This is a genomic window from Streptomyces sp. NBC_00090 (assembly GCF_045160815.1).
In the GTDB taxonomy this organism is placed as follows: domain Bacteria; phylum Actinomycetota; class Actinomycetes; order Streptomycetales; family Streptomycetaceae; genus Streptomyces.
On the sequence record NZ_CP108224.1, the window covers coordinates 3,820,897 to 3,845,068 of the forward strand.

Below are 24,172 nucleotides of genomic sequence, written 5' to 3' on the forward strand. Positions count from 1 at the left end.
CGCGCTCCACCTGGACGCCCGGCACCGCGCCTGCTCCACGGTGTGTGGGTCGACGGCAAACGGGATGGGAGTTCGGGGTGGTTGGTGGGCAGAGGCTCGGTGGGGCCCACAAGCTCTGTCTCACACAGAGGACTTGCTCCATCAACATGCGCCACAGCAGCTCCTGCAAAAACGATCGCAGAGCCCCTTCAGCCGTGGTCTTCTACAGGGGTGGAAGCCATAATCGCCAGCGCCATCGCCGTCTTGGGCACCCTGCTTGGTTCGGGGATCACCCTGGGAGTCCAGCGGCGCACCACTGAGAGAGGTCACCAGTTCACACGGGACGAGAAGCTGCGTCAGGAACGGCTGGACGCGTACACGGCCTATGCGGCGGCTTTGATCAACTACCGGCGGTGTCTCGTGCACCTTTGGTTTTGTACGCATGAGCAGCCCCCTCGCGAAGCCGCTGAGGCTGTGCAGATCCGGGCATACGACCTCAGGTCTAAGGCCCAGGAGGCTCTGTTCCGGATGCAGATGCTCACCGACAATGAAGAGCTGAGCCGCAAGGGTGAAAGCTTGCTTGCCGAGATCACAGCCGTACACAAAACAGACAACCGGTCAGAGCTGGATCAGCGCAGGACGCACACGCGGGATGGCATTGCTCATCTAGTAAGGGCAGCGAAGCAACACCTATGAGGCTAGCTGTCTGGTAGTCGGGCCACCTCTAAAGACCGGCACTGACATGAGCGGTGCGTGTCTAACTGCGTGACAACGCCGACGAACAGCGGCGGACGAGCGCGAACGTCTGCGGACCATCAGCGCAGGTGAGAGGCGCAGCAGTCAAAGGAAGTGGCCCCACCCGAGTTGCTTCGTCCCCGTGCCACATCTGTGCCAGATCGTGCGGGGACTCACGGGGAACGAAGGGCGTCTAGGGAGCCTGCTCGGCGGATCCGTCAGCACCGCAACCGTGCAGGTCAGGTCCAGGGACGCCCTCCCGCTCTCCTAAAGCGGGTGTCGCAGGTTCGAATCCTGCCGGGGGCACCAGTTCAGAAGGGCCCCACCTCCAGATTTTCCGGAGGTGGGCCCCTTCTGACATCCACGTCGGACATCAACGGCGACAGCCCGCCACGACTCGGGCCCCTGCCCGACCGCACCTCACCCCTCCTCATCGGCTGGCGATCAGCGCGCTGCGCGACCCGGGCGCGAGGTTGTTCTCGCGGTCCGGAACGGCTCCGCGCACACCCCTCGGCCGAGATCCTTCCTGGAGAGCTAAGCCCCAACAGTGAGCTCTTTCAAAGCGGCCACCGATCGGGCGACGACACCACGAAGCACTGCAGGTCAGCAGCATGGTAACCGCCCTTCGCGCAACCGAGCTGAAAGAGCTCAGTGCTCTGTGGTTTCGTAGACGGGGCCGGCTACCAGCACGTCCTCGTCGGTTGAACAAGGGATGAGAGGCGGGACATTGGAGCGTGGCAGTTTGCGGTATCAGTACGCGGAAGGGAAAGGCGCCTAATGACCTCACCTGACTATGACTTCAAAGACCTCTCTCCCTACGATTTTGAAGTCTTAATCCGGGACCTACTGTCCGTGCATGAAGGGCTGCCGTTTTCCACATACAGAATGGGCCCCGACGGGGGAATCGATCTCAAAGCCCGTAAGGCTGGCCTACTTCACCTTGCCCAGTGCAAACACACGCCGGATGCCTCGCGGGCAAAGTTGAAGAGCCTGGCAGCAAAAGAGCGAGAGAAGCTGTCACGATCCGATAGCTCCATCCACCGGTACATATTTGTCACATCAGCGGACATCACTCCAGGCGTAGAAGAGGAACTACGGCACGAATTCGCGGGATGCGCTGCGACTGTTGAGGTCCACGGCAGGGGATGGCTTAATTCGCTTCTCGCGTTGCACCCCAGGATGGAGCGTCGACATTTCAAGCTGTGGCTCAAGTCCTCGGTAGCGGTTAAGGAAATGATCGCAGGAGGTGTATTTTTTCGAGGACAGTCGCGAGCGCGACGTATCGAGCAGAACTACTTTCGCTTCGTTCATCACGAAGTTTGCGAAAGGGCCGATAGCGCACTGGAATCCACAGGCGTAGTGCTCCTCACCGGTTCGCCGGGCGCTGGTAAGACCGCTGTTGCAGAGTACCTGATCTTGCAATGGTGGAAGCGAGGGTATCGAGTTATCGTCGACCCTCGAACTGTGGACAACTGGTGGGAGTGGCTCGAAGATGAAACCCCGACCGTGTTCTTCTTCGATGACGCTTGGGGGCAAACCCGCCTGCACGATCACGCTACCAGTCATCACGATAAAGACTTTGCCGAGTTCCTAACATCGATTCTGGAGCAGAACTTCTCCGAAAACGGATCTTCCGCCAGAGAAAAGATTGCTGTCGTTACCAGTCGATCGCAGATTCTACATGACACGCGACGCTTCAGTGACGCCACGAGTATATTGATTGAGCATATACCGACTTCAATCGTCGCAGTGGGGGGTCTCACGTCCGAGGTTAAGTCACGGATTCTCTTCAATCATGTGAATATTGCCGTGCCGGACGAGCGTGTTAGGCGGGAGCTAGCGAATGGCGAGTGGTGGAAGTCGGTTTCTAGTCATCAAAACTACTCTCCCCGCATCGTTGAGATCGTTACAGCTAGGCGCCATTTCACGTCGGGACATCAGCTTGTCAAGGAGCTTCATGACGCGCTCGACGATCCGCAGCAGGTTTGGCAGACTTCATTCAATACGTTCTCACCCCTCGAGCAGCTCCTGCTATCCACTCTTGCCGTGTCGGACTCGCAGGGAGTGAGACGCGAGGAACTGAGTGCACGCCTCCATGACTACTCGTCAACCGAATTCTGGAATGCGATTAGCCGGCTAGTTGGAACGTGGGTTGAACGCTCATACGTGAGTGGACGGGATGTTTTCACTCTTGCCGACCCGAGCCAGCGGGACTTCCTCATCCGGCTTATTGCGCGCGAGCCGCTCGTCTGTCTTGACCTGATCAAACACGCGCACTCCTTCGGCGATCTAAAGATCATGTGCGATAGAGGGCGGGCTACGGAGCTTGAGTATCAAACCTCTCTATTCTCACTAGAAAACGATTCCCTGCGCGCTTCTATGGACGAGTGCGCCCAGCCGCTCTTGATCGCTTTGCGCATGATGTGGGATCGACTACTCGAGAGTGTAAATATCGCCCCGCGGGGCGCACTAACTCTTCCGACGGATGCCTTCGTCAACCTATTTTCCACCTTTGCCGAGACGGTCGTTTACCATGCCGACCGCTACGCCGGAAAAGAGGTTGACGCCCTTGCTCTTGATGGCTGGTTTGAGTCGAACATGGGCAAACTCATGAGCTTGCTGAGGGACACAGATCCGGTCTCGTTCCATGAGTCTATAGATGCAGTCGAGCAGATCTACTACGCATTTCACAGCGCGAAGGGGACTAGGGTATTTTCTGGTCCCTGGTCATACCATGCCGAAGCGCTAAATGGAGCAATTCGGGAGGTCTGGGGGACCTGGGACGCAGAGGAGCTTCGAGTGTTCGGCCCAGGTGCGTACTGGGAAAGGCTCGTTGAGGTTCTCATAGATTCAACGCACCTGTTCGTAAATCTTGGGTTTCACGATGCGGCTGCTTCCGTGTTTCACCTGGAGGCGCTTGATGAGGAACTCAGCTCTCGAATCGAGGACGATCCTGACGGATCTGATTGGGTGCGAATTATCGATGACCTTGAGGTACTCCTCGATCAATCATTGCCAGAGTCGAGAAGAACTATCCAGGGGCATCATTCACTTTATGAGGATGACCCGGAGTCGGTCGAGGATGAAGCGGCTCCACCTAAGGGAATTGAAACGAACGAGCAAGTAAACCGTGATGCGTCAACAGGGGTAGTTGAAGCGCTCTTTCGTTCTTTGGCCAACCCATTGGCAGATGGCGAGGCAACACAGCGGAACAGCGGGTGAATTAATGCAGGCTTCAACGTGGCCACTAATCGAGTGACGACGGCCAGGTCGCGGTGAGGGCTGCAAACGCGCGGGGCTCCCATGACGTTGGTCGACGAGGTGTTCGACGTCCCAACCCACCGGCACGGGAGCCTCTTCATCACCGGTCCTGATGGCAAGGTGCTGCGGATCTCGCCCGCGCTGCCGGGCCGCACCCACGAGCTGAACGTGGCCCGCGCTCATCACAACGTCCGGATCTGCGAACGCCAACGCGTCCCAATTTCCACCGCCCGCACCTACCAGGGCTCCGGCCCTGAGTCACCACCGGGCTCAAAAGCCAACGAGGTTATTCCGGCGGGCAGAGAATCCTTTATTTGCGGCCGGGACGCCTCTTGAGCAGCCGGTCCATGTGGCTGATGGCCTCGCGCTGTGTGTCCTGGACGACGTGCGTGTAGACGTCCATCGTGATGCTGATCTGGCTGTGCCCGAGAATCTCCATGACCACGCGGGGCGCGACGCCGGCGGCGGTGAGTAGGGTCGCGCACCCGTGCCGAGCGTCGTGCAGCCGGATGACACGGAGCCCGGCGGAGGCGGCGACGCGGGTGAACGAGCGGTACACGTTCCGCGGCTCGACCGGGCTGCCCGTGCGCGTCGTGAAGACGTAGTCGCTCCCCTTCCACTCCTCCCCCGCCTTGGCCCGCTGATCGTTCTGCCGCATCCGATGCCAGCGCAGGGGCGCGATGCACATGGCGGGCAGCGGTACGGCACGGCGGCGACGCCCCTTGGGATCGTCGTCGTACAGAACACCTCGACGCCGCTGGATCTGCTGGCGGACGTAGAGGACGCGACGGTCCAGGTCCACGTCAGCCCAGCGGAGACCGATCAGCTCGCCCCGCCTCAGCCCCATGGCGATGGCGAGGACGAAGGCCGCGTACAGCGGGTCCCGGCGGGCGGCGGCGAGGAAGTCGAGGGTCTCGTCCAGGGACCAAGGGCTCAGCTCCCGTGCCTTCGACCGGGGCGGCTCGACGAGGGTGGCCACGTTGCGCGTGATCAGCTCCTCGCGGCAGGCAGCGGTGAGGGCGGTCCGCAGGACGCGGTGGGACTCCTTGGCGGTGGCGGCGGTGGTCTTCTTCTCCAGCTGGACGAGGAAACGCCGGACGTCGGCGACGCTCAGGGACTCCAGCCGCTTGGAGCCGATCCCCGGCACGAGGTGGAGACGGACGTGCGTCTCGTACTTGTCGTACGTGCTGAGCTTGCGGCGCGGCTGGACGACGTTGTCCAGCCAGTACGGGAGCCACTCGGAGAGCTTCGCCGAGCGAGTCGGCACGGGGATGCCGTTGTCGGCCTTGTCGAGGAGCTCCCGGCGCTTGGCGTCGCACTCGGCCCAGGTCTTGCCGTACGCGAACTTACGGGCGCGCGTGCCGTCCGGCTGGAGGACGTAGACGGCGGCCTGGAAACGGCCGTCCTTGCGCTGGGTGATGGTGCCGGCGCCGTTCGGGTTGCGCTTGCGCTTGGCGGACATCAGGCGGCCTCTCCGATCTTGTAGGTGATGAAGTCCCGCACGGCGTCGACGGGGACGCGGCGGGCGCGGCCGACGGTGATCGAGATGAGGCGGCGCGATCGGATGAGGTCGTAGACGGTGGAGCGTCCGAGCTTGAGCCGGGCCATGACCTCGGGCACGGTCAGCAGTTCGTCGGTGGTGGCGGTGGTCATGCTGCGGCTCCTTCCGGGGCGCCCAGGGTGAGTTGGTCACGCAGGGCTTCGCGGGCGGTCTGGCGGTTGAGCTGGATTCCGCGCGAGATGGTCGCGGCGAGGGCGGCCTCACCGGGGGTGTGGCCGTGTCCGGCGTACTGCCAGGAGGCGAGGACGAGCACGGTGTCCGGGTCGGCGTCCACGTGTTCCTGGGCGGTGCGGTAGTCGGCGCGGATCTGGCGGAGGGCGCCGAGGGTGGTCGAGTAGCGGCGGGACTTGGTGGAGAAGTGGCCGCGGAAGCCGAGCATGTGGGCCCAGGCGGTGAGCTTGCGGTCCGGGTAGAGCGGGGCCAGGTCGAGGCAGGCCTCGATGAGGCGGCGGGGATGGTCGGCCACGTCCAGGAGGTCGAGCACTTCCCGGTTGCCGATCCGCCGGTCGAGGCTGCCGGTGCTCTCGGCGGCCTTGGTGGCGTACTTCGCGACGTACGCGGCTACGGCCTGTTCGGTGATGTCGGAGCCGTCGCCGAACGCCTTGACCGGACGGATGTCGAGCTGGCGGCCCCACTGGAACCGCCGGCACGGCTGGTCTCCGGCGGCCGGGACGGTGATGGTCGTGTACGCGTGGACGGCGGCGGCGCGGATCGCGTCGTCGAGGAGCCGCACAGTGGCCCAGGAGGGTGGGGCGGTGCCGGGTCCGGCCGGTCCGTCGAGGCGGATCACGGCGTGGAAGTGGATGGCGCCGCGCTTCTGGAACTCGGCGACCTTCCCGTACGAGACCCGTAAGGCGCCCTTCAGCTCGCGCTGGGTGAGCCCGGCACGGGCGGCGAGCTCGCGGCGCAGTCGGTTGGTGAAGCGCTGCCAGAGCTGACCGGCGTGGTTGTTGAAGAGGACGGCTCCGGCGTAGTCGTACGACTCGGGGTCGAGCGCCGTGCCCAGGGCAGGGTCGTTCTCCGGGTGGCGGGCGCCGCAGCGGCAGACGCCGCGGTCGGGCCGGTTGTGCACGGGGCCGAAGGACGGGGCGGTGAGGGTGGCGAAGACCCGGGGGTGGTCGCGGACAGTCGCGGGGATGGCCTTGGACTCGTCGCCGGCCAGGCCCGCGCGGATCAGGTGGTACGTGTCCCCCGCGTACGTGTGGGCGCAGGAGGGGCAGCGGGAGGCCCGGCGGTTGCCGCAGGCGACGCGGAGATGGCCGCCGGGCTCGGCCTCCGTGGAGTAGCGGCGGAGGGTCTCGCCGGACGCGCGGTCCTTGGCGAGGGACCAGCCGGTCAAATGGATGGGATCGGAGCAGCCGCCGGTGCGGTGCACCTGGTCCCGCCAGCGGTCGAAGTCGGGGGCGGCGGCGACTCGGAGGACATCGTGGAGGGTGGCCGGGTCCAGGCCCGCCGCGGTGGCGGCGGTGCGCTGATCCATGATGGGTGTTCCTTCCGGTTGTGAGATCGGCGAGGGGTACGGCTCCCGGGCGGCGGATGCTTGGCGGTATCGAGGCCGCCCGGGGGCCGGTCAGCGGCGCTTGGCCGAGGACGCGATCAGCGAACGGACAACGACGGCGCAGACGGCGACCGATGCGGCGGTGACGGCGGTCGCGAGGAGCATCGAGACCAGGACCGTTCCAACGACCAGGACGACGGCGGTGCCGGCACCGATGACGGCGAGCGCGGCCCCGGGGGTGATCTGGACGGCGGGCCGCTGGGCAGTCGGGGCCGGAGACGACTGCATGGGCTCCACGGCAGTCGGCTGGACGACGGCGGGCGGGATGAAGACGGCGGGCGGGGTGACGAGACCGGTCGGCGTCGGCATGGTCGGGACCTTGGGTCGGAGCATGGGGTGGTTCTCCCTTCCGGGGCGGGTCACTTGGAGATCGCGGTGTCGATGACGGGGGCCAGCAGGCTGTCGGCGAGGAGGAAGCCGCCGAGGAGGAGCACGGCGACGAGCCACCAGGGCGGGCGGATGAGCTTGATGCCGAGAGCGCCGACGACGACCAGGGCGAGCCAGAGCGGGACGTCCACGAGCGGTATCCGTTCAGTCGGAGATGCGGCAGCGGTGGGTACGGGCCGCGAGCTGGGCGGCGGAGGAGCTGGAGTAGTCGGAGGACCAGCCGCAGCGGTCGGCGGTGCAGACGGCGGCGTACTTGGTGCGGCCGTGGCGGTCGCGATGGGTGCCGATCTGTATGGGGCCGATGCGCATGACGGAGTGGAAGTGGTCGCGAGGGGACATGGCGCTCTCCGTTCTGATCAGGCGAGTTGGGCGGCGATGGCGTCCGCCATGGGCGCGGGGACGCCGAGACGGGCGCGCAGGGTGTCGGTGTCGATGGGGTGGCCCGTACGAGCGTGGTGGTCGTCGGCGAGCTTGCGGGCGTGCGCGACCAGGGCGGCGGGGACGGGCACGGCGGGCGCCGAGGACGACGCGGGCTGGGTCGGCTCCAGCTCGGCGACGGCATCGGACTCGGTCTCGGTGACGTGGTCCGCCTCGGTCGACCCGCTTTCTGTCGGCTCCGGCTCGACCACCGGGCGGGTCTCCGAGGCCGTCGGCACCGGTGAGTGCGCGAGCAGCGTGCCGCCGAGGAACGCGACCGCGGGCCATCCGGCGATGCCGAAGCGCAGCCAGCCGGGCGGATGGGCGAGGTCGAGGAACCCGGCCGTGGCGACGTTCGCACCGAGCGAGGCGAACAGGGAGACCAGGAACCAGCACCAGGCGAGCCGGGACGAGCCGTCCGAGCGGAGCCGGCGCCAGGCGGCGACCAGGAGCAGGTCGACGGAGACGGGGTAGGCCCACGCCTTCCATCCGGTCTGACCGGCAGCGGCGGCCAGGTCGTGCAGGTGGGCGAAGGACAGCGCACCGGCGATCAGGGCTTGGACCAGCACGGCGTCGACGCGGAGCTTGCTGGTCATGTCGGCACCTCCTTTGAGGGCGTTCTGGGCATGGCGGGGTAGGGATGTGGCGCGATGCGGTCGCGCCGACCAGGTGGGGCGGGGAGGGTCAGGTGGTAGCCGGGGACCCGGAGGACGCCGGGGCCGGAACCTTGACCGGGTGCACGAGCGGTGCGACGGCGGGCCGGAAGGCGGCGAGGCCGGGCAGGTCCGGGACGAGGTGCGCGTACTTGTTGCAGGCGTTGACGGCCGTACGGAGCGAGGTGTGCGGCGTACGGATGCGGGCCCAGCCGCCGGAGGCGTCGCCGGTGATCGCGAGGCCGGGTGAGTCGACGGGGATCTGGACCGTGGCGAGGACGGCGTCCGGCGCGATGTCGCCGAAGGCCATGTTGGCGCTGGTCTCGTCGTTGACGCGGTGGGCGGTACGGACGCTGAGCTGGGCGCGGAGCATGGTGATGCCCTTGCCGAGTTCTGAGCCGAAGCGCTGCCCGCAGATCTCCAGATAGATGCCGGCGGCGCGACCGAGCTGGGCGAGTCGAGCGAGTGAGGTGATGATCCGGTCCCGCCGCTTCTCCTCCTCCTTCGTGGCGAAGAGGGCGAGTTCGGCGACCTCGTCGACGAGGACGACGACGGGAACGGGCCGGAGGTGGTCGGGCAGGTCCCAGATGTCGGCGGCGATGTCGGCGTCCGGGGTGTCGGCGGTGATGCGCTGCTCGGCGCGGATGAGTTGGTAGACGCCTTCCATGTGCGCGATGAGGGCGTCGAGGAGGTCGGCGGCGGTGTCGGGGTTGTCGGCGAGCGCGGAGAAGCGGCGGGCCAGGGGGAACAGCTCGACCCCTTGCTTGCAGTCGATCCCGATCAAGGCGACTTCCTGGGCGGCGAGTTCGGCGACCAGGTTCCGCTGGTAGACGGACTTCCCGGACTTGGTGGCTCCGATCGTGAGGGCGTGCGGGGTGGCGCGGTAGTCGCGGTAATGAACGGCACCGTCCTCGCGCAGAGCAACCGGCAAGCGCATGGTCGAGCGCTCGACGCCGGCGGGCATCTGAACCCGCTTGAGCACGTCGTAGCCGGTCATCCGCAGTTCGACGACGCCGGAGCGGATCTCCCGCGAGGCCACGCCGTGCATGCCGAACGAGTGCCTGAGCCGGTCGCACGAGGCGGCCGCGTCGAAGGCGTCCTGTCCGGGCCGGAGCCCCAGCCGTAAGACGAGGCCGGTACGGGTGGGCCGAAGCCGAAGGATGCGCGGGGCCCGGGGCTCCGGCACGGGCCGGTTGGCCATCCGGGCGATGGCGAGGCGCCACCGGGGCGGAGGAACGGTCAGGCCGCAGGCGTCCATGACCGAGGAGTACCGACCCAGGACCCGAAGGGTGGCGAGTACGACCCCGTAGATCAGCCAGTACCAGGCGGGACGCCGCCACCGCAGGAGACCGGCGAAGGCGACGACGACCACCACGGCGGAGAGGATCAACCACTCCATGATCAGGCAGCCTTCGGGGTCGCCGCGCTGCCGACGAGCGAGGTGACCGCGACGGCGCGGAAGGCGATGCCGTGCCGACGCTGGCCGTTGAACTCGTTCTCCCAGGGCCGGGCGATCAGGCCGGTGACCGCGACCGGGGTGCCCATGACGAGGTCGGCGGAGACGCCGGTCTCCGGGACGGTCACGGTCAGGATCTCAACCTCGCCGTTCGCCGCGAACATCACGTCCACGGTCGACAGCGCGGCGCCGGTCTCGGCGTCCATGGCGCGCTCGCCGGTGCGGCGGTCCTTCACCTTGGGCTGCGGGGGCTGGGCGACCATCACGGTGGCTGCGGAGGTGTCGACGGGGATCTGACGCACAGAGATCACTCCTCTAGAAGTGCTGAACTCCGTCACTCATGTATATGAGTGACATGAAGAAGAGTGCCTGACTCCTATACATGAGTCAACCCGCCCGGACGAAGAAGTCCGAGCGGGCTGAGGAGAGTTGACCGCGCGTCAGTCGGCGGCGGGGATCCGGTACTCGAAGACGAACTGGTCAGCGGCCATGAGGGTGTCGCAGACCTCGACGACGCGACCGGTCTTGGTGACGGCGTTCCGCAGCAGGTGCACGACGGGGGCCCCGGGGCTCAGGGCGAGTTCGGAGGCTTCAGCCTTGGCGGCCGGCCGAGCCTGCAACGTCTCGACGAACTCGGTGAAGACGTGCCCGTCGTCCTCCAGCCGGGCGTAGATCCCACCGGGCCCGGGGTTCTCGGAGAAGAGCTGAGGGATGTCCTTGACCACGTCCCACGGAAGGTAGGAGGAGGCGGTCTCGACGGGAACGCCGTTACGGAAGTACAGCCGCCGCCGCGCGAGCACCTGCGTACCGGTGTCGACGCCCAGGCGCTCGGCGATGTCCTCCGGCGCTTCCATCGGCCCGATGTAGAGGACGCTCACCTTGGCGGTGGCGCCGGACTGGGCAGACTCTGCGAGGTAAGCAGCCTTCCCACCCCGTCGGTGCGAGGCCCGGAACCGATCCGAGGAACGCAGCCGCACGGGCGGCCGGTCCTTCACGATCGACCCCTTGCCGTGCCGCGTCTCCACGAGCCCGCTCGCACGAACCTCGACCATCGCCTTACGGATGGTCCCGCCGGCAACGCCGTACCGCTCGACGAGCTCGGACTCACTCGGCACCAGGTCCCCGGGCTTGAGAACCCCGGCGTTGATCTGCTGCACGATGTCCTCGGCGATCTGGACGTACCGAGGTACGGCCCTCCCACCTCCTGCTGTCGTTCCCATAGTCCTTCTCACTCTCCTATGCTCCTGTACATGAGTAACAGCGCCCGAGAGACGACGTCAACGCCACTGCACTCCGTGTCCGTCGCGGGCGCGGTCGTACGCGAAGACGGCCGGCTCCTGGCGATCCGCCGCGCGGACAACGGCAGGTGGGAACTCCCGGGCGGAGTCCTGGAACTCGCGGAGGCTCCCGAAGAGGGCGTGGCCCGCGAGGTCTGGGAAGAGACGGGAATCCGGGTAGAGGTCGAAGAACTGACCGGGGTCTACAAGAACACGACCCGAGGCATCGTGGCGCTGGTCTTCCGATGCAAGCCGTCCGGCGGCGAGGAACGAACCTCCACGGAGTCGACTGCGGTCGAGTGGCTCACTCCGGAAGAGATCACCGACCGCATGGCCGAGGTCTACGCGATCCGCCTCTTGGATGCCTTGGACGAAGCAGGCCCCCACGTCCGAAGCCACGACGGCCGGCACCTCCTGAAGAAGTCCGCATGACGAAGTCGAAGCCTCCGACCGAGTTCGAGAACGTCTACGACTTCCTGGACCAGGTCCGCCTGCGCTCCGGGATGTGGGTTCCCGGTAGCTCCCTGGCGCACTTGGACTCCATGCTCCTGGGATACCGGGTAGCCATGGAGGTGCACGACGCCGAAGAGGACTTCCCCTTCTGGACTCCTGGCGGGGACACCCCTTTCGACACCTGGCTCAACGAGCGCAATGGCCGCCCAAGCGCACTGCGTTGGTCAACACAGATCGAACGCGAAGCCGAGACCACTGGCACCCCAGCCATCGAGCTGTTCTTCACTCTGCTCGACCAGTTCCGAGCCGAGCACCAGCAGCCAGCGCGGTAAGAGTTTCCCTACTTCATCAAGGCACCCGCCGCGCACGGCGCGGCGCGCGCGGCCCGTCGCCCGGGCCTGCGCTCCTGTCTGACGCCCCGCTCCAGCCCGGGCGCCGTCCGCACGCCTACGGCTCGGGTTGATGGGGTCGGTACCCCAGCCGCAGGGTCGAGGTTGCCCATCGCAGCCCTGCACTGTCCAAGCGCGCGTTCAGACGCGGCAACTGCCACATGGCATGCGTGGCCGGGAGCGCTGCCGACTGCGGCCGGGACCGCGTGCCAAAAGACGCCAGCAGCGAGGGAGGGGTGGCCTCTTGCGCACGGCCAGCCGACTGCCAGGCCTGAGTTGGGCCAGGCGCCGTACCCCCCGCCTCACGGATGACGGGTGCGTGAGGCGAACGCACCACCGGGAGTGGGCGGGCGGGGAGCAGCTGCTGCCGCGAAGTGGTGGCGGCCGGTGTGGTCGCTCCGCGTCGGTACCGGTCTCGTTGTGGCTGATGAGCGCGCCGCCTCAAGAAACCTTTGACCCGCCAGCGTACAGCCCCATGGTGAGGCTCAACCCAGCCTTGCTAGGGCACCAGACAAAACCGCTCCGCAACTTTTGTTTGCTTGCTAGCAGTGCGCGTCCAGCTCTTTGACGATTCCCTCAATCACGCTTATGGCATCCAATGCGTCGCTCGAAGTAATCGGAGTCGTGGTACCCCCTGGAAGAGGATCGAGATCACACTGATGCACTATGCGATTTCGACGGCTCACGATCACACCCAGCGCCGTCTTGCGTGGGTGCGCATCGACGGGAAAGGCCGTCGACCAGATTTTTGGAACACCCACCATAGACAGAGCCGCACCGATATCGTCCGGGCGCTGATACGTTTCGAGCCCAAGCCGCTCAGCCACATAACTTCGAGCGCTCATTTCGACGGCGGCGCTTCCAGGTGGGCCTGCCGTCATGATTTTTCCAATTGCCGCAAAGCTCAGACCAACCTTCGAAGAGGCGGCCACGTTGAGTCGACCCATAAGGATATCGACGGCTCGATCGAGCACTACGCCGTGAATATAAGAATCAAGAGCGGCTACAGCGTGCACCAAAGCCGACCTGAAGTGATCCTCGCCGCCAACGAGACCATTCGTGATCGAAGATAGCGACTGGCCGATACCTACGAGATCACGTGCCCGTTTAATTTCACCGTCGAAGTCAGAGAAACGCCGCGCCGGCACTATGAGGCCTGGCCCGTCAACTGCTCCACACGGCTGGCCAAGCTATCGAATGTGTCGTGGAATTTTTGAATATTGACCGCCGTCGTCTCCCAGACGCTACCGCCGCGCCCTACATCCTGCTGCGTCAGCATGAAGACTGGCTTCCGATTTTGCTGAGAGTTCGCGATCAAGGTATTGAAGTCAGGGATCGAGGCAAGTCGGTAGGGTGGCTCTTCGCCTACGCGCGCGTACATTGCCTCGTCGAGCATCAGGTCACTAGACCTGAGTGCAGGCACAAGGGTGTTCGTGATGGCGCCATCCAGAGCATCAAAATACTCCTGAAAGGCGATCGTCGGCGCACCATTCTTGAGTCGGTACCGCTGCACGATCGTGCCCATGAACTTGAGCTTTGGCTTGGGGAAGACGTAATCAGCCTTAGCCAAGGCGTCAAGCTCGGCTGCCCGCTCAGCCCAACGTACCCATTTTGGCAAGACTCGCGCTAGGGAATCCATTGCCATGACAGAGAAAACATCCGGACTTGCGGGCACCATGAAATAGTCCGAGATGGAGACAAGATTCTGATTAATCGAACCAAGGCCGGGACTTAGGTCCAAAATCACATAGTCGGCCTTGTATTTCTCTGCGGTGATCTGGAAGAGATGAGAGAAGCTGCCTGGGAGGTTCTTGAGGGCTTGAATGGACTCGGAAAGCTGCTGAGCTACACCGAGCGACACCTCATCCTCTGCCAACCCCACGTGCCCAGGGATGAGGAACAATCCCTCTCGGCCGGAGACCGGCACGCATTCAACTGGAGTAAGAGGGCGAGGTCGGGATTGAAACGCTGGGTCGAGAGCGTCGCGCAGATTCTGGTTCGGATGATCCGAGTAGAACTTATCGAGCGCATCGACTTGAGTGAGGTCGAGGACCATGCCGGTTAGGTTGCATTGAGGGTCGGCATCAACCATGATTACTGTTTTGCCGCGTTGCGCGAGCATCCAGGAGAGATTGAAGCAGGTCGTAGTTTTACTTACGCCGCCCTTGTTATTGAACATGGCAATAACTTGCGCCATAGCTCCGCAACCTTCCCACCGGCCCGCGCCCGAGCCACTCGGTATCTGCCGCCCTACCGTAGCGCTGGCGGCGTCTTCGAGGTGCTACAAACTCAAAATTCAGCTGCAGTTCCCCGCCGGAGAGTCGTGCGCCGGCGTTGCTCCTGTCCGCCGTCTCCACCCCCCAGCGGCAGTCCTCGATGAGACCATCCCGGGGTCCGACCGTCGACGACGCTGGAAGCAGGTGGGGGACGGATGACTCAGCCCAGGTGTGGGCGCAGGCGACCAGGGAGTGGCGCAGCGGAAGAGGAAGGAAGCTGAAGCGAAGATGACGAAGCTTCGGGGGAAGAAGTGCGCTGATCGGAGGCCGGCCGCTGACGTCAACGCCCGTGCACGCTGACAGCCTCAAGTGGTCGCGCAGCGGCGTTACGCCTGGAACTGGTGGGTGCTGGATGGGCGCCGGGCGAACTTACAAGGCAGCTGTCGCCAACCGCAGCACAGGGCGGCGGGGCTCGCGGCCTATTTGTGGACCGATGGGATATGACAGACCGCTTCCAGGCTCTTGACCTGCTGTCACGCCGGAGACGCACGGGGCCTCCGGAGCTGTGTGTCCTGAGCGGCATCATGGTCTCCATGACTTCCGGACCTGTCCATGGCCCAATCGAGAGCACTCACGTCACGGTGACGGATGGTGCCGCACTCACGTTCACGTGGGATGCGGACTCGCGGATCGAGGTGCGGAACCTTGGGGGCGAGGTTGTCATCGAGGCGAATGCCGCAGGCCTCAGAACGCTGGCTGGGCACCTGCTCGTACTGGCCGGCGACGGTGTCTCCGACGGAGCGCACCTCCACCTCGAAGACAGCAACGGGCTGAAGGACGGCTCCGTCGGTTTGGTGCTGGAGCGGAGCGACGAGGAGTAGCGCCTTCAGTGCGTAAGCCCCTCGGCCGGGTGGAGGTGGTCGCCCCACGGCGGATGCGGCATGCAAGTAGGGTGCCGCGCATGACCACTTCTCCTGATCACGTCGTCAGCAGAGAGGATCTGGCGTCCTTCGTCCGCTCTCTGCACCGCAGCTATGTCGAAGGCGGCGAGTCGTGGGACAACGCAGACTTTGCTGGGTTCCTGGAGGCGTTGGCCGCATGGGTTGATGACGCGGACGGTTGGTACCGCAACACCGGCCGCGAGCTGCCGGCCAATGGTGACTGGCGCTTCTTCGCTCAAGCTCTCCAAGCGGCGACCACGTACGAGTAGTCACGGGTCTCGCACGGTCAAATCACCGACCCAGGCAGAGCAGCCCCGGATGGGGTCCGGGGCTGCTCTTTCATTGGATGTGCTGCTGTTAACCGAAGGCTGCCGCCGGCAGATGAGGGCCCTCGACGACGCCTTCACAGGTGTTCCGATCCAGCGTCGGCAGGCGATGACCGCGGCTTGTTGCCGCCCGGAGCGCGTCCTTGAGTGCTTCCGTCAGGCCCGCTGCCAGTTGTAGAAGTTTCTCAAGCTCGGTCACCTCGTCTGCGAGAACTTCCAGAGCGTGCGACACGAGGTCCTCCGCCCGGCCGAGTTGCAGAGCTTCGGTTCTGTCGGCCAGGCGGGACAGGTGGCTGTCTTCGTCGTCGGTGCTCAGGTAGCAGGGCTTGCCGTCGGGACCCGTCCACGGCAGGAGGCGGAGCTCGTTGTGGGGCGTCATTCTTCCTGTCCTTTCACTTTGGCTGTGTGGTGCGTGACGAAGAGCGCTTCGGCGCGGTCGCTGGGGAGGACCAAAAGGGCAGCCTCGACCACCCGCCCGGTGGTGTCGGTCGATACGCGCGTGATCGAGAGGACGGCCAGCGTCGAGCTGATTCGGAGGGTTGTCGCTTCCTCGGGGGTTGGGTGGCGCGCCCTGATCTTGTCTCGGGATTCCTCCACGCCGGATCGGGGCCAAGGGGGCCCAGCCGACGCCAGGTCGCGAGGGACGTAGATGCGGGCCAGGCTGTGTGGGGACTCTCCCTGATGGGTGAGGTAGAGGAACTCCGTCAGCGGGGTGCGCGAGGGGACTCCGAGCAGCGGGATTAGGTCTCCGCGGGCTCGGACGTTGGTGGTGCAGATCGTGACGTGGAGGTCTGTGTCCGGGGTGAGGCGTCCTCCGGCGTACGTGAGTCTGCGCAGCGGGTGGCGGACGAAGTTGCCCGTGCCGTGGATCTTCTCGATCAGACCCTCGGCCTGGAGGAGCGCGAGAGCGTTGCGCAGGGTCGGGGTGCTGACCTTGTACTGAGCGGCGAGGCTCGGTTCCGAGGGGAGGCGGGCGCCGGCCTTCAGGTGGCCGGTGGTGATCTGTGTCCGGAGGTCGTCGGCGATGGTGTGGCGGAGGGACGGCACGGGCGCGGTCACCACCTTCTGAGCACGCGTACGGCGATCAGGCGCGTACGGGTGTGCATCGTCAGGAGCTCGCCCGACTCGAAGAGAAGGCGCTTGGCGCCGCCGGGGAGTTGGCGGAGGTCGGCTACTCGGCACGGTTGGCCGCCGATCTGGATGACGTCGCCGCGCTGCACGGTGGCCGTGGTGATCTCGACCGGTGAGGCGAGCGCGCCGCCGGAGGGGAAGCCGTTCACGAGATCGCCTTCGGTGACGTGGTCGGGGAGTGACAGGGGCAGACGCACGCCTCGTAGGTGACGGGGATGTCGATCGGTGCCGTCGTCGGGGAGGAGTGCGCGCACTCGTGGTGGGTGCCGATCCGGCAGGGGCTGGATCGGTAGGGCGTGGCCGCTGCCGGAGGGACGTGCGTCATCCGTGGACCTCCGCCGGCATGAAGCACGCGTGGGCGAGGAGGTGGTGCGGGACGGGCGTCGAGCGCTGCCGTGTGCGCTGCTCGCTGGCCAGGACGTACGGGCGGACGAGGGCCGTCTCCTCGCCCGGGAGGAAGTCCGTTCGATCTTGGAGCCGTCGAAGGAGCAGCGTCAGTGCCTCGGACGGGTTGGGGTGGATGCGTGTCGGGCGGGTGGGCTGTAACGCGTCGCGGTGCCGGGGCTGTTGGGAGTACCGCTCTCTGGTGCGCGCGATGGCGCGGCGGATACGGTTGAACATGCTGATCAGCTCCTATCGCTGATGGCCAGGTCCCCGGACATCGCCCGTCGCGGGGACCGTTTTGTTCACGGCGGCCCAGAGTGTTCGGCCGCCCAGGCTGGTGGCGAGGAGACCGAACCGGTCCGCCTTCGACACGACTTCTAGGACCTCTCGCCATGTCTCGGCGGGGAGGGGTTCCGGTACCTCCGCTTCGATCGATGTGTGTCTGGCGTGCTCCTCCATGCGTGTGGTGAGCCCGATGGCAGATAGCCGGGCGGCTAGGTTCTCCGCGCTTACTTCTGGAGCAGGCACAGGGGAGCCTCCGTCACCGACGATCACTTTCAGTGAAGCTAGTTAACTAGATTAGAGCTAGTGGACTAGATTTTCCATATGCCTGAGCAGCCGCCCTATCTCCGCATCGCCGACGAACTGCGGCGGCGGATCGCGGAGCACGAGTGGACTCCTGGAGACCGGCTGCCCTCTCGGGCCCAGATCGGTCAGGAGTGCGGGGTGGGCGAGAACGCCGTCCGCCGCGCTCAGGAGCTGTTGATCTCCCAGGGCGTACTGGAGGGGCGGGCAGGGTCCGGGACCTATGTCGCCGAGCCCCGGCAGCGGGTGCGGATGGTGCGGTCCGCGGCGCGCGAGCAGCCTGACGGGTCGCCGTTCCGGGCCGACATGAGGGCCGTGGGACGGAATGGTGGCTGGGAGAGCCGGACCGATGCCAAGGTACCCGCGCCGGCGGAGATCGCTGCGCGGCTCGGGATCGGTGAGGGCGAGTTGTGCGTCCGGACCGTGTACGAGTTCCTCGCCGACGGGCGGCCGGTTCAGCTGTCGACGAGCTGGGAGCCGTACGACCTCACCGGCGGGACCCTCGTCGTCCTTCCCGAGGGCGGACCGCATGCCGGGGCCGGCGTCGTGAACCGCATGGCCGAGATCGGCGTCACGGTCAGCCATGCCGTCGAGCAGCCCGAGCCGCGCCAGGCAACCGCCGATGAGGCCTCACTTCTCGGGATCCAGAAGGCCGCGCTCGTCACGCACATCCGACGGACGTACTACAGCGACCAGGGCCAGCCCGTGGAGACGGCAGACATCGTCGTGCCCGCTGCCCTCTGCGAGATCGTCTACGAGATCCCGATCAACCGCTGACGGAGCACCACACAAGGGGGAGTCATGGAGCCGCTCGGTTACTTGATCGGTGGTCTGGTCTGGGGCGCACCTGTTGCCGCTCTTGTGATGCTGGTGGTTGTGTCCGTCGTGGTCAGCCGATGGCGGCGGAATGCCATCGTGGACCTGGAGAACAAGGAGCTAAAGGCTGACGGACGGCGCACATCCAGGCGGCCGATCGACACGTCGGAAGAAGTCTGAGCGCGTCCCCCAAGTGGTGTGCTGTCGGCGTGCTGCCGTCCGCCGCGGTTGCGCCTCCCCTTCCACGGCGAGCGCTGGAAGCATTCCAGCGTCCGACGACGAAGGGGACAGGATGGTTCAGCCGAAGTGCAGTGCTCCTACCCAGAGCGGAGGCCGCTGCCAGGGCAAGGCGATCACAGGTAGCTCACGGTGCTCCAAGCACCAGGGACCCTGGTCCGCGTACGGGGTCGAGCAGCGGAAGAAGAAGGAAGCCGAAGCCAAGATGCGGAAGCTCCGGAAGAAGCGGTAGCGGGCCGCCAGCCGGCTCGGCTGACATCCACGACTGACATCAACGACGGCGGATCTGGGCGGTCGTGCCCGGCTGTCCGCAGCAGCCGTCAGCAGCGGCCCTCCCCCGGCCAGGAGCCCACAACCGAACTCCTAAAGCGGGTGTCGCAGGTTCGAATCCTGCCGGGGGCACAACGCATTACGCCGTTGACCTGGGGTTGGCGCTCCATTCGGCCTCGGACTCCTCGTCCGGGGCCGTTTGCGTGAGCGGATGCCTCACATGTCGCAGGTGCGGAGCCGGATTCGGGGGCCCGTGGCGTCAGGCGCCGCTCCCAGGGGCCGCCGTCGTGTTTCGGTCCCGCAGTTCGGTCTGACGACGCAGATCGATGGTCCGCAATGCCGTGGGGATGTCTGCACGGTACGGAGCGAGCCCAATAGAACGCGGCGCGTGAAGAACCTCGGGATCGGCCTTCTGGTCGACCGCCCACAGTCGCGAAGAGCTCCGCCACGACAGCCAAGGCGTCGTCCTCGAGCACGCGCCGCGGATCTCCGCCGTGGCTGAACCACACTCCGCGGTGCGGACCGCAGGGGAGTTGCGCGACCGCCTCCGAACTCTCCCCGCCACTGCTTGACAGCACGGAAGCGCTGAAGGACCTCGCCCGAGTGCGGTCTCCGCGTTGGGGCGAGGCTCCCCCGTCACGAAGTGATCCCGTGGAACGCCGGTCGTACGACACGCCGCCCCGAAGCGGTCCGCGAGCCAGGAGCGATACAGACACCAGAGTGGACCACTTCATGCGATGACTCAGGGGCCACGCTCCCCTGTGCCGGCACCCGGCTTCTACGGCGACGTCACCCCACCCGAAACCAGAGCCCCTGACGCCCTGTGAGCTTCTCCCCGAAGCGCATTCTTCCGGTGTCCACGCTCAGGGAAAAGTTCAAACTGACACCAACAAAAGAATGTTGACTTACCGAACACGAAACGACAAGATCACCCAGCCATATCCGATCTTGTTCGTCTGGAGATGTCATCTTGCTCACCAGACTGACCGTCGGTGCTGCGGCGATCGTCGGCATCGTCATGCTGGGCGTCGCGCCCGCGTCCGCGTACGAGTACATATCGCTGTCCGGAACGGGCGAGGCTCGTGCGTACAACAACACCAGCAGCACCTCGGCTTACGCCGGTGCGTGGGACAGCAGTCTGGACGGGGATGCCTACCACCCCGTCTACAACACGTACTACCGCACTGCCAGCCCGGACACCGAGCGCAACCTGTGGAACCAGACGGGTGCCGGCACGCTGACCACCTCCGGGACCGGAAGCAGCCTGTACAAGATGCGCATCTGCGAGTCCGTCCCGCTGGCGTTCGACCCCTGCTCCGGCTGGAAGTACATGTAACACCCCACGCACCCCACGACGGTGGCGGCCGATGGCCGCCACCGTTCGGTGATCTGCCCGCCCACCCGCAGAAGGCCATTCGGTGACCACCACCCCACCCCCCGCCCTCGAGGTGCACACTCTCCGTTACGGCGCCGGCGATCGCACCCTGCTCGACGATGTCGAACTACGCGTCAACCCGGGCGAATCCGCGGCCGTGACAGGACCGAGCGGTAGCGGCAAGAGCACCCTGCTCAACTGTGTCCTCGGGCTCATCCGTCCGGACGCTGGGCGGATCTCCGTCGCCGGAACCGACCTCGGCGGCCTGAGCTCACGGGCGCTCGCACGACACCGTCGTGACTCCATGGGGATGGTCTTCCAGTTCGGCGAGCTGCTTCCCGAACTCACGCCCCTGGAGAACGTGGCGCTCGCCGCCCTCCTCGCCGGAGTCAAACGGTCCTCCGCGTTCGACCGGGCCGGAGAACTTCTGGAACAGCTGGGCGTGCCCGCGGAAGGTACACCGACCGCCGATCTGTCCGGTGGCGAACGGCAACGGGCGGCGGTGGCCCGAGCCCTGGTCAATCGGCCGACGCTCCTTCTTGCCGACGAACCCACCGGCTCCCTCGATGCACGCAACCGTGAGAACGTGGCCGAGCTGCTCTTCTCGCTGCCCTCACGATGGGGCTGCGGCGTCCTCCTCGTCACCCATGACGAGACCGTGGCCGCCCGCGCGGACCGCCGGTACGCCCTCACCGAGGGGCGGCTGGTCGAGAACACCTCCCTGACCGAGGTCGGCGGCGTCCGATGACACGAGAGACATCGCTGGCTCGGCAGTTGCTGAGGACGGGCCGCGCCGCAGGGCGGGGATCACTGGACGGCCGTATCCGCTTCATCGCGCTTGTCTGCGCCACAGCGGCGCTGACACTGGCATGTGTGACCATGGCCGCCACGTGGGCGGCCTACGAGGCCCGTGAGGCACGTGGTGCCGCACGGGCCCCGCTGCTCCATGCGGCGAGGAACGGCACGGCGTCACCTTCCCTGCTGTGGAAGGAGACCGGCGACCACGTGCACGACCGGCAGTTCTCCGTCATCTTCATCGAGCCGCTCGTCGTCGATGCGCCGCTGCCACCCGGAGTGCCGCGCTGGCCCGCACCGGGCGAGGCGCTGCTGTCGCCCGCGCTTCTCGCGGACGGCAGAGACGAGGGGATCGAGAACCGGTACGGAAAGCACGTCGGCGCGATCGGCCCCGAGGGTCTTGCCGACCCCGGAGAACGGCTCGCCTACGTCCGCCCCGCCGAAGGATTGTTCGCGCGTGACAACGCCTACCCCATCCACGGCTTCGGGATGTCGTCTCCCTGGGCGCTCGGCGACGCGGCATCCGTCAAATCCCTGACCGTTTTCCTCAGCATGGTCATCGGCATGCTGCTCGTCCCGGCCGGCCTGCTCACCGTGGTGGCTGCCAGGCTGGGTGCCGCCGGCCGCGACCGGCGCGTCGCGCTGATCGGCGCGCTCGGCGGCTCACGGTGGCAGGTGTCGCTGCTCGGCCTCGGTGAGGCGGCGGGACCAATTCTGCTCGGTGCGGGACTGATCGCGCCCCTCAGCGTGATCGCGCTCCTCGCCGACATCCGTGTGCCGTGGACGGGTTATCTTCTCGGCGCCGCCGATCTGCGGGCTCATGCCTCCGTACTGGCCGGTGCGGCACTCGCTGCACCCCTGCTCGTCGCCATCACCGTCGTACTGCTCCACCCGCCCGCCGTGTCGAGCCGGAGCACCCGCCCACAAGGGCGCCCCCGATCCCGTGCGGTGAAGGTGATGGCGTACCTGTGCCCGCTGTTCCTTCTGATCCTCAGCTGGTATCCGGCGGCGGCCGCCGACTCGGGGGCGACCCCGGAACTGACCCTGGTCCTGATGGTCGGCTCGGTCGGCACTCTCGCCACCCTCCCCGCCGTCGCCGCGCTCCTGATCTCGGCCGCCGGACGAGCTGTGACCGCGATCGGCCGACGACGTGGAGCCCCCGGCACTCTCCTCGCAGGGCGCTGGACCCAGGGCCGACCTGGTTATCTCACCCGCCTCGTGGCCGGGGTCGTGATGGCCGTGGGCCTGCTGTGCCTGGTGCAGGTGTATCCGAGCGTCAATGACCCATTCGTCCGCGGAGCCCGCGAGGCACGAGCCCAGCTCGGCTTGAGCATGCTGGTGGTCGCGGTCCCCGAGGGGACGCCACCGTCACGTACCGAGTCGTGGCTGCGCACCCTCCCTGGCGACGCCCGAACAGTCGCCTACGGCATCTCGATGAGTGGTGAAGGTCCGGACGGAGAGATCGGTCCGGGGCAGAGTGTCGAGGTACGCCCGGACGTCATGGTGCGCGGCGAATGCCCGTCACTCTCGGCACTGGGGCTCACCTGCCCCAAACGAGTGGGAACCGGCTACACCATGGATCCGGCCGATGGGGCCCCGGCACTGCGCCGACTGGTGTCCGACGCGGGCGTGGACCGGATCAGCGTCGAACGCGGTTCGTCCGTCGTCGCGGCCGGTCAGCTCGTGGTCTTCGACCCGGACGGCACGGACCTGCACCTCCACGACCTCAAGCGCACCGCCTACGCGACGATCGGCCCGCCCGTCACCGTGGAACCGCTCGCCCAGAGCTGGATCGGCGGCGCACAGCTCCTCTCGGACCAGCTTCGCTGGATCCCCCTGTTCGGAACCTTCGGCGTGCTGCTCGTCGCCCTCGCCGCCACGCTCAACAACCTCGCCGAGGTCATGCGGTTCACCCGCGCCATCGCCCCGGTGAGTGTGCTCGCGGGCAGCAGAAGGGTTTACGTGGCCGTCGCCGCCTGGACACTGATGGCACCGCTGTGCGTGGCGGCCGCGATGGGCGTGGTGGGTGGTGTGTGGATCACCTTGCCGCTGACGACACCGCCCCGCAACGGCGAGCTTCCGGGCTCGACACTCGCCCTGGTGGTGGGCGTGCTCGTCACGCTGTCCGCGGTGATGGCGATGTCCGCCGCGCGTGGCGCCGTACGCGAGTCGGAGCGCTGGCGGCCCCATCACGACTGAACCAGCCAGGCCGGTCGGCCACGCGTCGGCGCTCTCTCCCGGACCAGCGCCCCGCCGTGTCGCAGGTTCGAATCCTGCCAGGGTCCGACGGGACACCGGGTGGATCCGACCGCCGCATCTCGGGACGTCCCAGAGATCGTCAAGCCTTCGATGGGACACCGAGGCAAGCAAGACTCCTCTCGGCCGGGGACGGAGCCCGCCACCACGAGAGCCAAGGGGAACCCATGTCCATCAGCATGCGCGGCGTCACGGCGAAATCACTGATCGCGGCGGCCATGGCTGCTGTCGTCGTGACCGGAACAGCGGGAAGCGCCTCGGCGGCGCACGCGTACGAGGAAAAGCTCGTGAAGGGCGAGTACCTCGGATTCGGCGACTACATCCAGCGCCAGACGTACTCCGGAGACGGCTATTTCCGACTGATCATGCAGTCCGACGGCAACCTGGTGCTGTACCGCGTCAAGTACTCGAACGGGGCCCGGAAGGTCTGCTGGGCGTCGAACACGCAGTACGCCGGGGGGACCTACGTCACCTACCAGCAGGACGGCAACTTCGTCATGTACCCGGACTGGAGCACCCGCGCCGTGTGGCACAGCAACACCTACGGTGGCGGCGGCAGCACGGTCGACATCAACAAGTTCGGCGTCCTGTACGTCGGCACGACGCAGATCAGCTCCCAGGCCGCCTGCACGACGTTCTAGGTTCCGTCGTCAGACGTCACGCGCACATCAGAAGCGACGCGAGGGCGACCGCTGCTCCGCACGACTCGATCCG

General features: G+C 66.2%; 30 protein-coding genes. 13 read left to right on the top strand and 17 right to left on the bottom strand.

Translation table 11 applies throughout. From position 1 onward, the window contains the following. Positions 1-210: 210 nt before the first annotated feature. The 3 genes from OG361_RS16765 (at position 211) to OG361_RS16775 (ending at position 4,311) form a co-directional block, all read left to right on the top strand. On the top strand, positions 211-675 hold the full coding sequence (locus OG361_RS16765; protein WP_405854365.1) for a hypothetical protein: 465 nt from the start codon (positions 211-213) through the stop codon (positions 673-675). A gap of 816 nt (positions 676-1,491) precedes the next feature. Beyond that, complete coding sequence (locus OG361_RS16770; RefSeq protein WP_405854367.1) at positions 1,492-3,936, top strand: restriction endonuclease; 2,445 nt, start codon at positions 1,492-1,494, stop codon at positions 3,934-3,936. 81 nt (positions 3,937-4,017) lie between these two features. Next, on the top strand, positions 4,018-4,311 hold the full coding sequence (locus tag OG361_RS16775) for a hypothetical protein (protein ID WP_405854369.1): 294 nt from the start codon (positions 4,018-4,020) through the stop codon (positions 4,309-4,311). On the opposite strand, the gene OG361_RS16780 is transcribed toward OG361_RS16775, so the two are convergent. The 10 genes from OG361_RS16780 to OG361_RS16825 form a co-directional block, all read right to left on the bottom strand. Further along, on the bottom strand, positions 4,286-5,437 hold the full coding sequence (locus OG361_RS16780; protein WP_405854371.1) for a tyrosine-type recombinase/integrase: 1,152 nt from the start codon (positions 5,435-5,437) through the stop codon (positions 4,286-4,288). The genes OG361_RS16775 and OG361_RS16780 overlap by 26 nt on opposite strands. After that, the gene (locus OG361_RS16785; RefSeq protein ID WP_405854373.1) at positions 5,437-5,628 is read right to left on the bottom strand and encodes a helix-turn-helix domain-containing protein; all 192 of its coding nucleotides are present in this window, start codon (positions 5,626-5,628) and stop codon (positions 5,437-5,439) included. The genes OG361_RS16780 and OG361_RS16785 overlap by 1 nt, the downstream gene beginning before the upstream one ends. After that, entirely contained in the window at positions 5,625-7,016 is a 1,392-nt protein-coding gene (repSA, locus tag OG361_RS16790; protein ID WP_405854375.1) for a replication initiator protein RepSA, read from the bottom strand. Before repSA ends, OG361_RS16785 begins: the two co-directional genes overlap by 4 nt. Before the next feature lie 90 nt (positions 7,017-7,106). Next, on the bottom strand, positions 7,107-7,427 hold the full coding sequence (locus tag OG361_RS16795) for a SpdD-like protein (protein WP_405854377.1): 321 nt from the start codon (positions 7,425-7,427) through the stop codon (positions 7,107-7,109). Between the two features lie 26 nt (positions 7,428-7,453). After that, complete coding sequence (locus tag OG361_RS16800) at positions 7,454-7,612, bottom strand: hypothetical protein (protein WP_104860443.1); 159 nt, start codon at positions 7,610-7,612, stop codon at positions 7,454-7,456. Between the two features lie 13 nt (positions 7,613-7,625). After that, the gene (locus OG361_RS16805) at positions 7,626-7,820 is read right to left on the bottom strand and encodes a mobile element transfer protein (protein WP_405854379.1); all 195 of its coding nucleotides are present in this window, start codon (positions 7,818-7,820) and stop codon (positions 7,626-7,628) included. Between the two features lie 17 nt (positions 7,821-7,837). Then, the gene (locus tag OG361_RS16810) at positions 7,838-8,494 is read right to left on the bottom strand and encodes a DUF2637 domain-containing protein (RefSeq protein ID WP_405854381.1); all 657 of its coding nucleotides are present in this window, start codon (positions 8,492-8,494) and stop codon (positions 7,838-7,840) included. A gap of 88 nt (positions 8,495-8,582) precedes the next feature. Beyond that, positions 8,583-9,950 carry an FtsK/SpoIIIE domain-containing protein gene (locus tag OG361_RS16815; protein WP_405854383.1) on the bottom strand — a complete coding sequence of 456 codons (1,368 nt, stop codon included), beginning with the start codon at positions 9,948-9,950 and terminating at the stop codon, positions 8,583-8,585. Positions 9,951-9,952: 2 nt separating this feature from the next. After that, positions 9,953-10,309, bottom strand: a complete 357-nt coding sequence (locus tag OG361_RS16820) for a hypothetical protein (protein ID WP_405854385.1) — start codon at positions 10,307-10,309, stop codon at positions 9,953-9,955. A 138-nt stretch (positions 10,310-10,447) separates the two neighbouring features. Next, complete coding sequence (locus OG361_RS16825) at positions 10,448-11,227, bottom strand: GntR family transcriptional regulator (protein ID WP_405854387.1); 780 nt, start codon at positions 11,225-11,227, stop codon at positions 10,448-10,450. Between the two features lie 18 nt (positions 11,228-11,245). On the opposite strand from OG361_RS16825, the gene OG361_RS16830 reads away from it, so the two are divergent. Together OG361_RS16830 and OG361_RS16835 are read left to right on the top strand one after the other, a co-directional pair. Then, complete coding sequence (locus tag OG361_RS16830) at positions 11,246-11,716, top strand: NUDIX hydrolase (RefSeq protein ID WP_405854389.1); 471 nt, start codon at positions 11,246-11,248, stop codon at positions 11,714-11,716. Next, positions 11,713-12,069 (top strand): hypothetical protein, encoded by a 357-nt coding sequence (locus OG361_RS16835; RefSeq protein ID WP_405854391.1) that lies wholly within the window; start codon positions 11,713-11,715, stop codon positions 12,067-12,069. The genes OG361_RS16830 and OG361_RS16835 overlap by 4 nt, the downstream gene beginning before the upstream one ends. Before the next feature lie 599 nt (positions 12,070-12,668). Here the strand turns inward: OG361_RS16835 and OG361_RS16840 are convergent. Next, entirely contained in the window at positions 12,669-13,274 is a 606-nt protein-coding gene (locus OG361_RS16840; RefSeq protein ID WP_405854393.1) for a hypothetical protein, read from the bottom strand. Beyond that, a complete protein-coding gene (locus OG361_RS16845; protein WP_385806938.1) occupies positions 13,274-14,305 on the bottom strand; it encodes a ParA family protein in 1,032 nt (343 codons plus the stop codon). Before OG361_RS16845 ends, OG361_RS16840 begins: the two co-directional genes overlap by 1 nt. Positions 14,306-14,935: 630 nt before the next feature. Here OG361_RS16845 and OG361_RS16850 point away from each other — a divergent pair. Both OG361_RS16850 and OG361_RS16855 read left to right on the top strand, forming a co-directional pair. Next, positions 14,936-15,223, top strand: a complete 288-nt coding sequence (locus OG361_RS16850; RefSeq protein WP_405854395.1) for a hypothetical protein — start codon at positions 14,936-14,938, stop codon at positions 15,221-15,223. Positions 15,224-15,303: 80 nt separating this feature from the next. Beyond that, the gene (locus OG361_RS16855; RefSeq protein WP_405854397.1) at positions 15,304-15,552 is read left to right on the top strand and encodes a hypothetical protein; all 249 of its coding nucleotides are present in this window, start codon (positions 15,304-15,306) and stop codon (positions 15,550-15,552) included. 88 nt (positions 15,553-15,640) lie between these two features. Here OG361_RS16855 and OG361_RS16860 read toward each other — a convergent pair whose 3' ends face one another. The 5 genes from OG361_RS16860 to OG361_RS16880 all read right to left on the bottom strand — a co-directional run bounded on the left by OG361_RS16860 (position 15,641) and on the right by OG361_RS16880 (position 17,652). After that, positions 15,641-15,988, bottom strand: a complete 348-nt coding sequence (locus tag OG361_RS16860; protein ID WP_405854399.1) for a hypothetical protein — start codon at positions 15,986-15,988, stop codon at positions 15,641-15,643. Further along, positions 15,985-16,656 carry a GntR family transcriptional regulator gene (locus tag OG361_RS16865; RefSeq protein WP_405854401.1) on the bottom strand — a complete coding sequence of 224 codons (672 nt, stop codon included), beginning with the start codon at positions 16,654-16,656 and terminating at the stop codon, positions 15,985-15,987. The genes OG361_RS16860 and OG361_RS16865 overlap by 4 nt, the downstream gene beginning before the upstream one ends. Positions 16,657-16,664: 8 nt before the next feature. Beyond that, positions 16,665-16,889, bottom strand: a complete 225-nt coding sequence (locus tag OG361_RS16870) for a hypothetical protein (RefSeq protein WP_150504121.1) — start codon at positions 16,887-16,889, stop codon at positions 16,665-16,667. A 172-nt stretch (positions 16,890-17,061) separates the two neighbouring features. Next, positions 17,062-17,361 carry a hypothetical protein gene (locus OG361_RS16875; protein ID WP_405854403.1) on the bottom strand — a complete coding sequence of 100 codons (300 nt, stop codon included), beginning with the start codon at positions 17,359-17,361 and terminating at the stop codon, positions 17,062-17,064. 12 nt (positions 17,362-17,373) lie between these two features. Further along, a complete protein-coding gene (locus OG361_RS16880; RefSeq protein ID WP_405862293.1) occupies positions 17,374-17,652 on the bottom strand; it encodes a hypothetical protein in 279 nt (92 codons plus the stop codon). 78 nt (positions 17,653-17,730) lie between these two features. On the opposite strand from OG361_RS16880, the gene OG361_RS16885 reads away from it, so the two are divergent. The 6 genes from OG361_RS16885 to OG361_RS16910 all read left to right on the top strand — a co-directional run bounded on the left by OG361_RS16885 (position 17,731) and on the right by OG361_RS16910 (position 24,099). Continuing rightward, positions 17,731-18,486 carry a GntR family transcriptional regulator gene (locus tag OG361_RS16885; protein WP_405854405.1) on the top strand — a complete coding sequence of 252 codons (756 nt, stop codon included), beginning with the start codon at positions 17,731-17,733 and terminating at the stop codon, positions 18,484-18,486. A gap of 24 nt (positions 18,487-18,510) precedes the next feature. Beyond that, positions 18,511-18,705, top strand: a complete 195-nt coding sequence (locus OG361_RS16890; RefSeq protein ID WP_405854407.1) for a hypothetical protein — start codon at positions 18,511-18,513, stop codon at positions 18,703-18,705. Between the two features lie 1,297 nt (positions 18,706-20,002). Next, complete coding sequence (locus tag OG361_RS16895) at positions 20,003-20,368, top strand: hypothetical protein (RefSeq protein WP_405854409.1); 366 nt, start codon at positions 20,003-20,005, stop codon at positions 20,366-20,368. Between the two features lie 82 nt (positions 20,369-20,450). Beyond that, positions 20,451-21,155: an ABC transporter ATP-binding protein gene (locus OG361_RS16900; RefSeq protein ID WP_405854411.1), complete on the top strand. Its 705-nt coding sequence runs from the start codon at positions 20,451-20,453 to the stop codon at positions 21,153-21,155. A 125-nt stretch (positions 21,156-21,280) separates the two neighbouring features. After that, the gene (locus tag OG361_RS16905; RefSeq protein ID WP_405854413.1) at positions 21,281-23,401 is read left to right on the top strand and encodes a hypothetical protein; all 2,121 of its coding nucleotides are present in this window, start codon (positions 21,281-21,283) and stop codon (positions 23,399-23,401) included. Between the two features lie 224 nt (positions 23,402-23,625). Beyond that, positions 23,626-24,099 carry a hypothetical protein gene (locus OG361_RS16910; RefSeq protein ID WP_405854415.1) on the top strand — a complete coding sequence of 158 codons (474 nt, stop codon included), beginning with the start codon at positions 23,626-23,628 and terminating at the stop codon, positions 24,097-24,099. The last annotated feature ends 73 nt before the right edge of the window (positions 24,100-24,172 follow it).